Source organism: Bacteroides sp. ZJ-18 (assembly GCF_011038705.2).
GTDB lineage: Bacteria > Bacteroidota > Bacteroidia > Bacteroidales > Bacteroidaceae > Bacteroides > Bacteroides hominis.
The window spans coordinates 3793646-3806202 of sequence record NZ_CP072198.1 but is presented as its reverse complement, the minus strand read 5'-3'; the positions used below and the strand labels follow the sequence as shown (position 1 = coordinate 3806202).

Genomic DNA, 12557 nt, shown 5'->3' with positions numbered 1-12557 from the left:
ATCCTGAAAACAATCTTTTTACCTTAAAAAAAAACTAATACCTATTGAAAACTGAAAAGCGGGGCTTTGTGAAAAGCCCCGCTTTTTTATGTTTATTCACTCACTCTCTCCCATTTTCTTTGTATCTTTGACCCCCGTTGATGCGCGTATGCATCTTTTTGAATGGTAAATCCTAATATTAAAAATAGAACTATGTTTTCCGGAATCGTAGAAGAGTACGCTACCGTTGTAGCACTGGTGAAAGACCAGGAGAATATACATTTCACACTGAAGTGTTCGTTTGTAAACGAGTTGAAGATAGATCAGAGTATCTCGCACAATGGAGTCTGTCTGACTGTGGTCAGCATGGCGGAAGATACCTATACAGTGACTGCCATGAAAGAGACACTGGACCGCTCGAACCTCCGGTTGCTGAAGGTGGGGGACAAGGTGAACGTGGAACGCAGTATGATGATGAACGGACGTCTGGACGGACACATTGTGCAGGGACATGTGGATCAGACTGCCGAATGTATCGGTATAAAAGATGCGGACGGAAGTTGGTATTTCACATTTAAATATGCTTTCGACAAGGAAATGGCTAAACGTGGCTACATCACCGTAGATAAGGGATCGGTAACGGTGAACGGTGTCAGTCTGACGGTATGCAATCCGACGGACGATACTTTCCAGGTAGCGATTATTCCATATACTTACGAGCATACCAATTTCCATACTTTTGAGGTAGGCAGTATTGTGAACCTTGAATTTGACATCATCGGCAAGTACATCAGCCGGATGATTCAATATAAATAGCAGGACCAGGTATGAACGACTTTCTGCAATTGGTAAATGCCCGGCAGAGTGACAGGGCCTATGATAAATCACGTCCTGTGGAACCGGATAAGCTGGAACGTATCCTCGAGGCAGGACGTTTGGCACCTTCCGCATGCAATGCGCAACCCTGGAAGTTTGTGGTAGTAACCGATCCGTTATTGGCGGAGAAGGTTGGCAAAGCTGCTGCGGGGTTGGGAATGAATAAATTTGCTAAAGATGCTCCTGTGCACATACTGATTGTAGAAGAGTCGGCTAACATAACGTCCAGGCTGGGCGGCAAACTGAAAGGGAAGCATTTTCCGCAGATCGATATAGGCATTGCGGTTGCGCACATTGTGCTGGCTGCCGAAAGCGAAGGGTTGGGATCGTGCATACTCGGTTGGTTTGACGAGAAAGAGGTGAAGAGCCTGACCGGTATTCCGTCTTCGAAACGTGTGTTGCTGGATGTGCTGATTGGCTATCCGGTGAAGGAGAAACGGAAAAAGATCCGAAAAGAAAAGGAGAAAGTTGTTTCTTATAACAGCTATTAATGAACTGAATAATCTCTGATTCACCGACCCGAACACCCCCGTCCAGAACCGCATTTCAACCGGGACGGACCGTCGAGAACCCGCTGCAACCGGGACTACGGTTGCCGGAACCGTCACCGTGGGGAGCGGTGGAAGTCACCGTGAAACGTGCTGCCAATGGGCGTTTCACCGTAACACGGTGCTAAGAAAAGAATATATTAAAAGAGAAAGAAGAAGAAGGAGAAGAAGAGAAAGCAGAGCTACTCCCGATCCTCCTTTCACCTCAAGCACGGAACGTCGTGTGTAGCACCCCGTTTGGGAGAAGTGAACGGAATGACGGCATCATCGGAGGTAAATGGCGGCAGGGTGAACGGCCTCTGCCGGCAGGAGACATTCACCACAGAGGACACAGAGGACACAGAGTTTTTTTAGACATAAGGACAAAAGGGCAGATGATTCTTTATGTATTCGTGTGTTCTTTTGTCTGAAAACAGATTGAGCGCAGCTAATTAAACTCTGTGTCCTCTGTGTCCTCTGTGGTGAATGTGTTACTCTGTGGTGAACTACAAGTCTTTCAGCAGCACTTTGCTTGCCTTTTTATAATATTCCTCCCTTGAGTCGAGTAATACTTTCCACTGTTCGCTGAATTCCTCGTCTTTATCCACTTTGAAGTCTTCTGAGCCGTATGTATCCAGCCGGTCGAGCAGTAAAGCGACATTCAGTTGATTGATGTCGATGGAAGGCTGATATGCGATGTCTTCACTTTTCTGATCGGTCACAACTTCGTGGATCAGATGAATCTCTTGCAGCTGATAGAGTATCTGGTTGGTCAGCCGGATAGGGATGCGATGCTCTTCGGATATCTCTTCGGCGGTGTAAGGCGTTTCATTGTTTTCAAAACGTTTGGCTATAAGAGACATTATCAGGATAGAGATGAAGTCCCGGTAACGGCGGCTGATATTCTGCGTGTCTCTGTCGAAACTGAAGTTACGGATATTCTGTCCGGCGTAGGTCAGTTCGGCACCGAACAGGCAGATGGTCCATGATATTTGCAACCATAACAGGAACATCGGTAGGGCGGCAAAACTACCGTAAATGGCATTGTACTTGGACACCCACAACTGGCTGCTGATGTACAGGAACTGAAATGCCTGGTAAGCGGAACCGGCAAGGATACCGGAGATCAGTGCATGCTTGAATTTTACCTTCGTATTGGGCATGAAGATGTAGAGTCCCGTAAACATCAGCCAGGTCAGCACGAACGGAATCAGACGGATCAGGAATTTCAGGATAGGAGCAAGCAAAACAAAATCCGCCATACTCTTCAGCATAGTGCCCACAAAGATGGAAAGACCTCCCGATACTACGATCAGGATCGGCATCAGCAGGAACATTGAAAAATAATCGGTGATTTTGCGGTACATGCTGCGTCCTTTTTTAACTTGCCAGATGCGGTTGAAGGTGATTTCAATGTTACTGACCAGGTTGAGCACGGTCCACAACAACATGACCAGGCCGACTCCGATAAAAATACCGTTTTTGGTTTGTGACAGATACGAGTCTACGAATTGGAGGATAACATCCGTCGCTTCGGTGGAACCTCCGAAACCATCACGAAACTGGCTTTCCATCAAAGTGGAAACACCGAATCCGCGTGCAATGGCAAAGACGATGGCCAGAATGGGCACAATGGCGAGCAGTGTGCTGTAGGTCAGTGCTGAGGCTTTGTTTACGATGCGGTCTTTGTTGAAGCGGTTGACGCAGAGATAGATCGTTTTGATGATATTGTATATCGAGAACTTGGTGCGGGTGACTTCGCTTTCCGTAATCCGCCAGATATCATAGGTAATGAATTTCCATATATCGGAGAGACGCTGATTCATAGGTCTGTTATTTGAAATTAAAAAAAAGAAAAGCAGTCAGCCTATAAGCCGAGTTCTGTACCCTGAATAAATCAAGGTGCCTGTCATTTATCTGAGTGGGGTGTCACCACACCACTTTAGCGGTCTACCCTCCGACATGGAGCGAGCAACTCTCATAACGCCGGTTTACATGACCTTACAACTCCTAAGACGTACAGCCCGATATGTCACCATACGGCTGGTGGGCTCTTACTCCACCTTCTCACCCTTACCTCTCCCCGGAGGGAGGGGCGGTTCTTTTCTTCTACGTTACTCTACCCTCGCGGACAGCTTTCTGTTAGGAAGTAGGATGCTCTGTGTTGCCCGGACTTTCCTCCTGTACCGAAATACACGCGACAGACCGGCCAACTGCTTTGGTCAGCAAAAGTACAAGAATTATTTTGTTTGAGCAAACGGAAGGGAGGATTAGTTCGGTTCACCACAGAGGACACAGAGGGCACAGAGTTTCACGAATGACATAAATTCACCACAGATTACGCAGATTATCACAGATTAATAATTTATTTTACTGAGAGTTAAATTAAAATATCTGTGTTAATCCGTGTAATCTGTGGTGAACTCAAAACTCTGTGGAACTCTGTGCTACCCTGTGGTGAACATCGTATGGCTCAATTTCAGTTCTTATTCTTAATATTTTTGAAAAAATATATCTAAAACGGAAATAGTTTCTATCTTTGCTAAAAATGTAACCCCCAAATCTTTCTTTCATGAAGAATATGATCCCCTTTGTATCGCTGCTTCTGGCAGTGTCCGCTTGTATAGGTATTCCTGAGAACAAGAAAAACGCACTTCCCCAAGATGTAGAACTGTTGTCCGGTGAAGTTCGCAACCGGTTCATTCCCGATAAGCGTGTCATCCTTTGGGATGTGGATTACGATGTATCCGGAAAGACGATTACCGTAAGGGGGGCGACTACCTCAGCGGAAGCTAAGTCGGCTTTGTTATCGGGACTGGAAGAGAAGGCTTATGATGTGAGGGACAGCCTGCAACTGGTTCCGGACAGCGTGGCCCTGGAAGGAAAGATGTACGGCATTGTCAATCTCTCTGTATGCAATATGCGTGTAGAGGATGATTTCTCTTCGGAGATGACTACTCAGGCATTGATGGGAATGCCCGTTAAAGTGTTGCAACATCGCAACTGGTATCGCATCCAGACACCTGATAATTATATCGCATGGGTACACCGGGTAGGAATCCATCCGGTCACCAAAGCCGGGCTGGATGCCTGGAACAAGGCAGATAAAATTGTAGTGACGTCGCATTATGGGTTCACTTATCAGCAGCCGGATGAAAAGTCTCAATCCGTGTCGGACGTGGTAGCCGGAAACCGCCTGAAGTACGAAGGTACGCAAGGCGGATTTTATAAAGTCTCTTATCCGGACGGACGGCAGGCTTATATCTCACGATCGATATCGATGCCCGAAAAGGAGTGGCGTGCTTCTTTGAAGCAAGACGCTTCAAGCATTATCCGCACCGCTTATACAATGATGGGGATTCCTTATCTATGGGCGGGCACTTCTTCGAAGGGAGTCGATTGCAGCGGCTTTGTACGTACCGCCTTATTTATGCACGATATCATCATTCCCCGTGATGCCTCTCAACAGGCTTATGTGGGCGAGCATATCGACATTGCTCCTGACTTCGGTAATGTTCAGCCGGGAGATTTGATTTTCTTCGGGCGGAAGGCCACTGCCGGGAAGAAAGAGCGTGTGGTTCATGTGGCCATTTATCTGGGTGATAAAAAGTTCATTCACTCACAAGGCGATGTCCATGTCAGCAGTTTCGATCCGTCGGATGCCGATTTTGATGAGTATAACCTGAATCGCCTGCTGTATGCAGTCCGTGTGTTGCCATCTATAAATAAGGAGGCAGCCTTAAACACCACCGTTACGAATCCGTATTATAACTAAACTCAAAATAGATATGCAAAACCGAAGAGATTTCCTCAAGACCGCTGCTTTTGCCGCCATAGGTTCGGGGCTGTCATTGCAAGGTGTTTTTGCCGGCGAGAAGAGCCCCGCTTCATTTGCGATCAACAAACTCGGCCTGGGAGCAAAGCTGAAATTGCGCTTTTTCCCTTACGAGCTGAAACTGAAACATGTGTTTACGGTGGCTACTTATTCGCGAACCACCACTCCCGATGTGCAGATAGAGATAGAATATGACGGAGTCATCGGTTATGGCGAGGCTTCGATGCCTCCTTATTTGGGACAGACGGTAGACTCGGTGATGGCTTTTTTGAAGAAGGTCGATCTGGAGCAGTTCGACGATCCGTTCCGGCTGGAAGATATACTGGCTTATGTAGACGGTATCACTCCGGGAGATACGGCTGCCAAAGCTGCCATAGACATCGCCTTGCACGACTTGGTGGGTAAACTTCTGGGAGCACCCTGGTACAGGATCTGGGGACTGGATAAGGCTAAAGCACCTTCGACCACTTTCACGATAGGCATCGATACCCCCGAGGTGGTACGTGAAAAGACCCTTGAGGTGGCCGGGCAGTTCAATATCCTCAAAGTGAAGTTAGGGCGTGAGAATGACAAACAGATGATTGAAACGATCCGTTCGGTGAGCGATCTGCCTATTGCGGTCGATGCCAATCAGGGGTGGACGGATAAGAAATATGCATTGGACATGATTCAGTGGCTGAAAGAAAAAGGAGTTGTAATGATTGAACAGCCTATGCCCAAAGCACAGTTGGACGATATTGCATGGGTGACCCAGCATAGTCCGTTACCTGTTTTTGCCGACGAATCTTTGCAACGGCTGACTGATGTGGCAGGATTGAAGGGGGCCTTTACGGGGATAAACATCAAACTGATGAAGTGTACCGGTATGCGGGAAGCCTGGAAGATGGTTACGTTGGCACGGGCGTTAGGCATGAAAGTGATGGTGGGATGTATGACGGAAACTTCGTGCGCGGTTTCTGCCGCCGCACAATTCTCTCCGGCCGTCGATTTTGCCGATCTGGACGGAAACCTGCTGATAGCGAACGACCGCTTCAGAGGGATGGAGGTTGTAAAAGGCAAGATCATGCTCAACGACCTTCCGGGAATTGGTGTGGTTAAATTATGAACGCGGACAAACCTTTGAAACTGTTTTGATAATGAAAAACCTACTTTATATAATTGCCGTATTTATCAGCCTTTCAGCCTGTACTTCGCGGCAGGCTCCCAAGCCTTACAACTGGGACGATGACTTGCACCAACGGTTGCTGGCGGACTTCTGTCTGACCGAATCTCAGGTGAAAGACTATATCCGCAAATACATTCCCGACGTGACGGACGAACAGATGCGCCAATGGGAAGAGAGCAAAGCGCTTGAATGCCGGATGATCGACGGGGAGAAACGTTATTTCCGCAATGCCGGTCCCAACCTGTTCCGGATAGACTCTGCCTGCTGTGCCGTCAAAATGGAGAAAGAAGGCACTTCACTGAGCACGAGCGAACAAGTCAATAAAGAACATCTGCCCGAAGTGATGGCCGCTGTCAGGAAAGAGAGAACGCCTGTCGTGCAGCCCAAGCGGATGCGGGTCACCTACACGCTGACGGTGGACAGCAACGCGGTTCCTGCCGGAAAAATGATCCGCTGCTGGCTGCCCTATCCCCGTACGGATCAGGCCCGTCAGCAAAACGTGAAACTGATACGTACCAGCGAGCTCCGTTATACATTGGCCCCGCCTTCATGCCGGCACAGCACCCTCTATATGGAGAAGCAGGCCATTCCCGGTGAGCCGACGGTCTTTTCGGAAACCTTTGAATATACCTCGTGTGCCGAATGGCATCCGTTGAAGCCCGAAAATATACTGCCTTATGATACTGTCGGTGCTCTTTATAAAGAATATACTGCCGAACGGGACACACATATCCGTTTTTCACCCCGTATCAAAGAGCTGGCTGCCAATCTGACAGCCGGTGAAACCAATCCTTTGTTGAAGGCGCAACGCATTTTCCGTTGGATAAACGATCATTTCCCCTGGGCCTCGGCCCGCGAATATTCCACTATTGAGAATATTCCGGAATATGTGCTCGACAATCGTCACGGCGATTGTGGCCAGGTGAGCCTGTTGTTTATCACCCTCTGCCGTTGCAGTGGCATTCCTGCCCGTTTCCAGAGCGGCTTTATGATGCATCCCCGTGCATGGAACCTGCACGATTGGGCGGAAGTCTATTTCGAAGGCGCGGGCTGGGTGCCGGTAGATCAATCATTCGGCATTCCCTCATTTGCCGGCAATCCCGAAGAAAAGATGTTCTTTCTGGGAGGTATCGATTCCTGGCGTATGATAGTCAACAGTGACTATTCCATGCCGTTGGTTCCCGAGAAGAAATATCCGCGTAGTGAAACGGTTGATTTCCAGCGTGGGGAGGTAGAGTGGGAAGGGGGAAACCTGTACTTCCCGCAATGGAGTTATCATATGGATATAGACTACTTGAATTATTAAGTTCATTCTCCATAAAAGGCTTAAGCGTTTTCCGAAAAGACTTAAGTGTTTCTCAAAAAGACTTTAGTCTTTCGAGGGAAACGCTTAAGTCTTTTTTCTGCCTTCTAAATACTTGTGTGTCATGCAACGAATGCTAATTTGTCAGTCTCTGCCGTTAACCGCTGTTAAGCTCTGCAGATTCACTGTTAAAAGAGAACAAAAAAGAGTGACAAGGAGAATAACAGAATGATTTTTGTCGTTATTTTAACGTCGTAAATGTTAAATGAAAGTGGAATATTAACAATTAAATGAATAAAAAGAATAGTATGAAACAGACAACAAAAAACATTCTTGGGGTAGGAGCGGTTGTTCTTCTCAGCGCAGGAGTTGCCGGAGTGACAACGTATACGATGTTGAAACCGGAAAACAGAGACAGCCTGTCGTTCAGCGAACAGTTCCGCCAGAATCCCAATGCCCGCTTGGCTGCTTATGACGCCATTAATGCACAGCCTGTGGATCTGACGCAGGCAGCAGAAAATTCGCTTCATGCTGTGGTACATATAAAATCGACTCAACAAGCTAAAGAACAAACAGTCACCGTGCGAGATCCGTTTGCCGAGATCTTCGGAGATATTTTCGGTAATGGAGGCAGACAGCAGCGCCGTGTACAGACCCAGCCGCGTGTCGGTTTCGGTTCGGGAGTCATCATTTCGAAGGATGGCTATATCGTAACCAACAACCATGTGATTGACGGGGCGGACGAGATTGTTGTGAAGTTGAATGACAACCGTGAGTTTAAAGGCCGTGTGATCGGTACCGACCCGAATTCGGATCTGGCTTTGGTCAAAATCGAAGGAAATGATTTTCCGACCATTCCTGTCGGCGATTCGGATGCCCTGAAAGTGGGAGAGTGGGTCTTGGCGGTAGGTAACCCCTTCAACCTGACTTCGACTGTAACCGCAGGTATTGTCAGCGCCAAGGCACGTACTTTGGGCGTATACGGTATTGGCGGTGTGGAATCGTTTATCCAGACAGACGCCGCTATCAATCAGGGAAACAGTGGTGGAGCTTTGGTCAATGCAAAAGGTGAGTTGGTAGGTATCAATGCCGTTCTTTCTTCACCCACGGGTGCTTATGCCGGATATGGTTTTGCCATTCCGACGAGCGTGATGACCAAAGTGGTCAGTGACCTGAAACAATACGGAACCGTACAGCGTGCATTGCTGGGAATCAAGGGTACTTCTCTTGCGGGTGACGGCGACATGATGTCCGATCAGCCGATTGACAAGTCGGGAGCTACTTTGGCCGATAAACGCAAAGAATTTGGCGTTGTAGACGGCGTGTGGGTTCGTGAGATTGTGGATGGCGGTTCTGCTGCCGGTTCCGATATCAAGGTGAACGACATCATCATCGGCATCGATGGCAAGAAAGTTCAGAACTTCGCCGATTTGCAGGAAGCCATTGCACAGCATCGTCCGGGTGATAAAGTTACCGTGAAGGTGATGCGTGACAAGAAAGAAAAGAATATCGACGTAACGTTGAAGAATGAACAAGGTACAACAAAGATTGTGAAGGATGCAGGTATGGAGATTTTGGGTGCTGCCTTTAAGGAGTTGCCGGACGACTTGAAGAGACAACTCAATCTCGGATACGGCTTGCAGGTGACCGGAGTGACTTCGGGCAAGATGGCGGATGCCGGTGTACGAAAGGGCTTCATCATCCTGAAAGCCAACGATCAGCCGATGCGTAAAGTCAGCGATCTTGAAGAAGTGATGAAAGCTGCTGTGAAATCACCGAACCAGGTGCTCTTCCTCACAGGAGTATTCCCTTCAGGAAAACGCGGATATTACGCTGTAGACTTGACTCAGGAGTAAATTAGCTGAAAGCTGCTGTGTGGTGAGTATGGTCACACCAGTGAATCGTCTGCCGAAAAAAGTAATTGGTAGCTTAATAATAGCTAAGGAAATCGAAAAGAGAGTGCCGGCAATCAACCAGTCGACACTCTTTTTGTTTGTAGTAGTAGATAATTAATGGTGAAAAAGTTGTGGAAATTTATACGTTAACAAATAAATTGTCGTAACTTTGCACTCCAAATCTGTTTTATAAGAATGAGACAACTAAAGATTACCAAAAGTATCACTAACAGAGAGAGCGCTTCTCTTGACAAGTATTTGCAGGAAATCGGTCGCGAGGACCTTATTACTGTGGAAGAAGAGGTAGAACTCGCTCAACGCATTCGTAAGGGTGACCGTGTAGCATTAGAGAAACTGACACGTGCCAATCTTCGTTTCGTCGTATCCGTAGCCAAGCAGTACCAGAACCAAGGTTTGAGTTTGCCCGACTTGATTAATGAAGGCAATTTAGGACTGATCAAAGCTGCCGAGAAGTTTGATGAAACACGTGGTTTTAAGTTTATCAGTTATGCTGTATGGTGGATTCGCCAGTCTATTTTGCAGGCATTGGCAGAGCAATCCCGTATCGTTCGTCTTCCGTTGAACCAGGTTGGTTCGCTGAACAAAATCAGCAAGGCCTTCTCTAAGTTCGAACAGGAGAACGAGCGTCGTCCGTCTCCCGAAGAGCTGGCAGGTGAACTGGACATTCCGGTTGACAAGATCTCCGATACGCTGAAAGTATCCGGCCGTCATATTTCGGTGGATGCACCTTTTGTTGAAGGAGAAGACAACAGCCTGCTCGATGTGTTGGTGAACGATGATTCGCCCATGGCAGACCGTTCTCTGGTTAATGAGTCTCTTGCGAGGGAAATTGATAGAGCTCTTTCTACGTTAACCGATAGGGAAAAAGAAATCATTCAGATGTTTTTCGGTATCGGACAACAGGAAATGACATTAGAGGAAATCGGCGACAAATTTGGTCTCACACGTGAGCGTGTTCGTCAGATTAAGGAAAAAGCAATCAGAAGATTAAGACAAAGTAATCGTAGTAAATTGCTCAAATCTTACTTGGGATAAGCAAGATATATCAGTTTCCGAAAAAGTATTTAAAAAACGCTTCATCTTTTGATGGGCGTTTTTTTTTGTTATCTTTGCGAAGTTAAAATAATAACAGAATATGAAATACGTAAAAATACTGTTTGCCGTAGCGTTAGTGTTTACATTGTGCTCGGCGTTTTCGTTGAAAAAAGGAGAACATAAGCCCGTTTATGCTTTTGGAGTATCGGCGTCATTTACCGATACAGTGGTATACTACACCGAGATTCAGGTACTCGATAGCGTGGCGCTGGATAAAAACGGATTTCTGCCGCATAGAGAGATATACAGCTATCAACTGAAAAACTATCTGGAGATTGATAAAGGACAACCCAACCGTACTTGTATGATCTACTTCTCGGAGAATCAGAAGAAACTTGAAAAGGAGGCTGCAAAGGTATTGGGCAAATATAAAAAGAATAAATCGGTGGCTCTTGAGAAAATAGATACCCAAAGTTTTAAATTCACTAAACCGGAAGAATAACTTAAACGTTATATAAGAAGGGGATGCTTAGAAGCTCCTGATGGAGGAGCTTTTAAGCATCCTTTTTTTTAGGTTTTAAATTCAATACAGATATGAAATCAAAAATGATTCTTTTTTTTGTAAGTTTTGTCATGTTGTTCAGCGCTTGCCGGAATGAAGATGAACCTACTCTTCCGGCGTATGGTTCGCGTACGGTTTTAATTTATATGATGGCGCAAAACTCTTTGTCTCCATTTGCCCGGCTGGATATGGAAGAAATGATAAAAGGAATGAAGCAGGTGGATGCAACGTCTAATAATCTGTTGGTTTATATCGATGACTATTCGGCTCCCCGTCTGGTTCGTTTGGGTAAAAACAGTAAAGGGCAGGTTGTGGAAGAAGTGGTTGCCAACTATCCGGAACAGAACTCAACGGATGTGGCTGTTATGAAAAAAGTCATTTCAACTGCTTTCAATACTTATAAGGCAGAGAGTTACGGTATGGGCTTCTGGTCGCATGGAGAAGGATGGATACCCTCGCCGGCCAAAACGCGCTGGTTCGGACAAGACGGCAATGATTATATGAATATAGACGATCTGCACGAAGCCTTACAGGTGGCTCCAAAGCTTGATTTCTTGCTCTTCGATGCCTGTTTCATGGAGTCGGTGGAAGTGGCTTATGCTTTACGTGACTGCGGTGACTATATGATCAGCTCACCTACTGAAATTCCCGGTGTAGGAGCTCCTTATGAAGACGTGGTTCCCGCTATGTTTACTGCCGGAAACCCGACCATGAAGATTGTCTCTGCTTATTATACCTACTATGAAAACAGGTATAACGACGGGGTAGGGCTGACTAATGAAAACTGGACCGGTGGGGTTTCGGTGGGAGTCGCAAAAATGAGTGAACTTGAAAATCTGGCAGCTGCCACAGCAAAGATACTTCCCAAATATGTGACGGGAAAGACTGATTTCGATCTTTCAGGGGTGATGTGTTATGACCGGAGATACCTGGCGTTATATCATGACCTCGATCAGTATATTTACAAGCTGACAGCCGGTAACAGCGATTATGATGCATGGAAGGCGGCTTTTGATAAGGTAATGGTTTACTGGAAGTCGACTCCGCGCAACTATTCGGCATACGTCGGCATGTTTACCATGGACTCAAAGGCGAAAGGGCTTTCCACTTATATTCCAATGACGAATAGGGAGTCTACCAATACGTCCTACCGGGATACGGGATGGTATAAGGCTTCCGGTTGGGCAGATACCGGTTGGTATAAATAAGCAATAAAAGTGAGGCTGTGTCGAAACTCACCACAGAGGACACAGAATAACACAGAGGCGATTTTAAGTTATTGATTATTAGTTAAAAGACTCTGTGCTACTCTGTGTTACTCCGTGGTGAAAAGAGTTTTGACACACTTTTTATGCATTG

General features: G+C 46.7%; 10 protein-coding genes and 1 other RNA gene. 9 read left to right on the top strand and 2 right to left on the bottom strand.

The window, feature by feature from the left end; genetic code table 11:
* The first annotated feature begins 192 nt into the window (after positions 1-192).
* Both G7Y45_RS15345 and G7Y45_RS15340 read left to right on the top strand, forming a co-directional pair.
* A complete protein-coding gene (locus G7Y45_RS15345) occupies positions 193-795 on the top strand; it encodes a riboflavin synthase (protein ID WP_005806793.1) in 603 nt (200 codons plus the stop codon).
* A gap of 11 nt (positions 796-806) precedes the next feature.
* Positions 807-1346 carry a nitroreductase family protein gene (locus G7Y45_RS15340; protein ID WP_005779827.1) on the top strand — a complete coding sequence of 180 codons (540 nt, stop codon included), beginning with the start codon at positions 807-809 and terminating at the stop codon, positions 1344-1346.
* Positions 1347-1888: 542 nt separating this feature from the next.
* Here the strand turns inward: G7Y45_RS15340 and G7Y45_RS15335 are convergent.
* Together G7Y45_RS15335 and rnpB are read right to left on the bottom strand one after the other, a co-directional pair.
* Positions 1889-3208, bottom strand: coding sequence for a YihY/virulence factor BrkB family protein (locus G7Y45_RS15335; protein ID WP_005779824.1), 1320 nt, complete (start codon positions 3206-3208; stop codon positions 1889-1891).
* Between the two features lie 28 nt (positions 3209-3236).
* Positions 3237-3599, bottom strand: an RNA gene (gene rnpB, locus G7Y45_RS15330) — RNase P RNA component class A.
* A gap of 355 nt (positions 3600-3954) precedes the next feature.
* Between rnpB and G7Y45_RS15325 the strand changes: the two genes are divergently transcribed.
* The 7 genes from G7Y45_RS15325 (at position 3955) to G7Y45_RS15295 (ending at position 12406) form a co-directional block, all read left to right on the top strand.
* Positions 3955-5157, top strand: a complete 1203-nt coding sequence (locus G7Y45_RS15325; RefSeq protein ID WP_165017745.1) for an NlpC/P60 family protein — start codon at positions 3955-3957, stop codon at positions 5155-5157.
* 13 nt (positions 5158-5170) lie between these two features.
* Positions 5171-6322, top strand: a complete 1152-nt coding sequence (locus G7Y45_RS15320; protein ID WP_032542796.1) for a dipeptide epimerase — start codon at positions 5171-5173, stop codon at positions 6320-6322.
* A gap of 31 nt (positions 6323-6353) precedes the next feature.
* Positions 6354-7688 (top strand): transglutaminase family protein, encoded by a 1335-nt coding sequence (locus tag G7Y45_RS15315; protein ID WP_165017747.1) that lies wholly within the window; start codon positions 6354-6356, stop codon positions 7686-7688.
* A 305-nt stretch (positions 7689-7993) separates the two neighbouring features.
* Entirely contained in the window at positions 7994-9541 is a 1548-nt protein-coding gene (locus G7Y45_RS15310; protein ID WP_165017750.1) for a trypsin-like peptidase domain-containing protein, read from the top strand.
* A gap of 234 nt (positions 9542-9775) precedes the next feature.
* A complete protein-coding gene (locus tag G7Y45_RS15305) occupies positions 9776-10636 on the top strand; it encodes an RNA polymerase sigma factor RpoD/SigA (protein ID WP_005779810.1) in 861 nt (286 codons plus the stop codon).
* Between the two features lie 100 nt (positions 10637-10736).
* Positions 10737-11138, top strand: coding sequence for a hypothetical protein (locus G7Y45_RS15300; protein ID WP_005806773.1), 402 nt, complete (start codon positions 10737-10739; stop codon positions 11136-11138).
* 92 nt (positions 11139-11230) lie between these two features.
* Positions 11231-12406 carry a clostripain-related cysteine peptidase gene (locus tag G7Y45_RS15295; protein ID WP_005806771.1) on the top strand — a complete coding sequence of 392 codons (1176 nt, stop codon included), beginning with the start codon at positions 11231-11233 and terminating at the stop codon, positions 12404-12406.
* Positions 12407-12557 lie beyond the last annotated feature (151 nt).

Coding starts and splice junctions, on each gene's coding strand:
- G7Y45_RS15345 (WP_005806793.1), top strand. CDS start 193: ATGTTTTCCGGAATCGTAGAAGAGTACGCTACCGTTGTAGCACTGGTG.
- G7Y45_RS15340 (WP_005779827.1), top strand. CDS start 807: ATGAACGACTTTCTGCAATTGGTAAATGCCCGGCAGAGTGACAGGGCC.
- G7Y45_RS15335 (WP_005779824.1), bottom strand. CDS start 3,208: ATGAATCAGCGTCTCTCCGATATATGGAAATTCATTACCTATGATATC.
- G7Y45_RS15325 (WP_165017745.1), top strand. CDS start 3,955: ATGAAGAATATGATCCCCTTTGTATCGCTGCTTCTGGCAGTGTCCGCT.
- G7Y45_RS15320 (WP_032542796.1), top strand. CDS start 5,171: ATGCAAAACCGAAGAGATTTCCTCAAGACCGCTGCTTTTGCCGCCATA.
- G7Y45_RS15315 (WP_165017747.1), top strand. CDS start 6,354: ATGAAAAACCTACTTTATATAATTGCCGTATTTATCAGCCTTTCAGCC.
- G7Y45_RS15310 (WP_165017750.1), top strand. CDS start 7,994: ATGAAACAGACAACAAAAAACATTCTTGGGGTAGGAGCGGTTGTTCTT.
- G7Y45_RS15305 (WP_005779810.1), top strand. CDS start 9,776: ATGAGACAACTAAAGATTACCAAAAGTATCACTAACAGAGAGAGCGCT.
- G7Y45_RS15300 (WP_005806773.1), top strand. CDS start 10,737: ATGAAATACGTAAAAATACTGTTTGCCGTAGCGTTAGTGTTTACATTG.
- G7Y45_RS15295 (WP_005806771.1), top strand. CDS start 11,231: ATGAAATCAAAAATGATTCTTTTTTTTGTAAGTTTTGTCATGTTGTTC.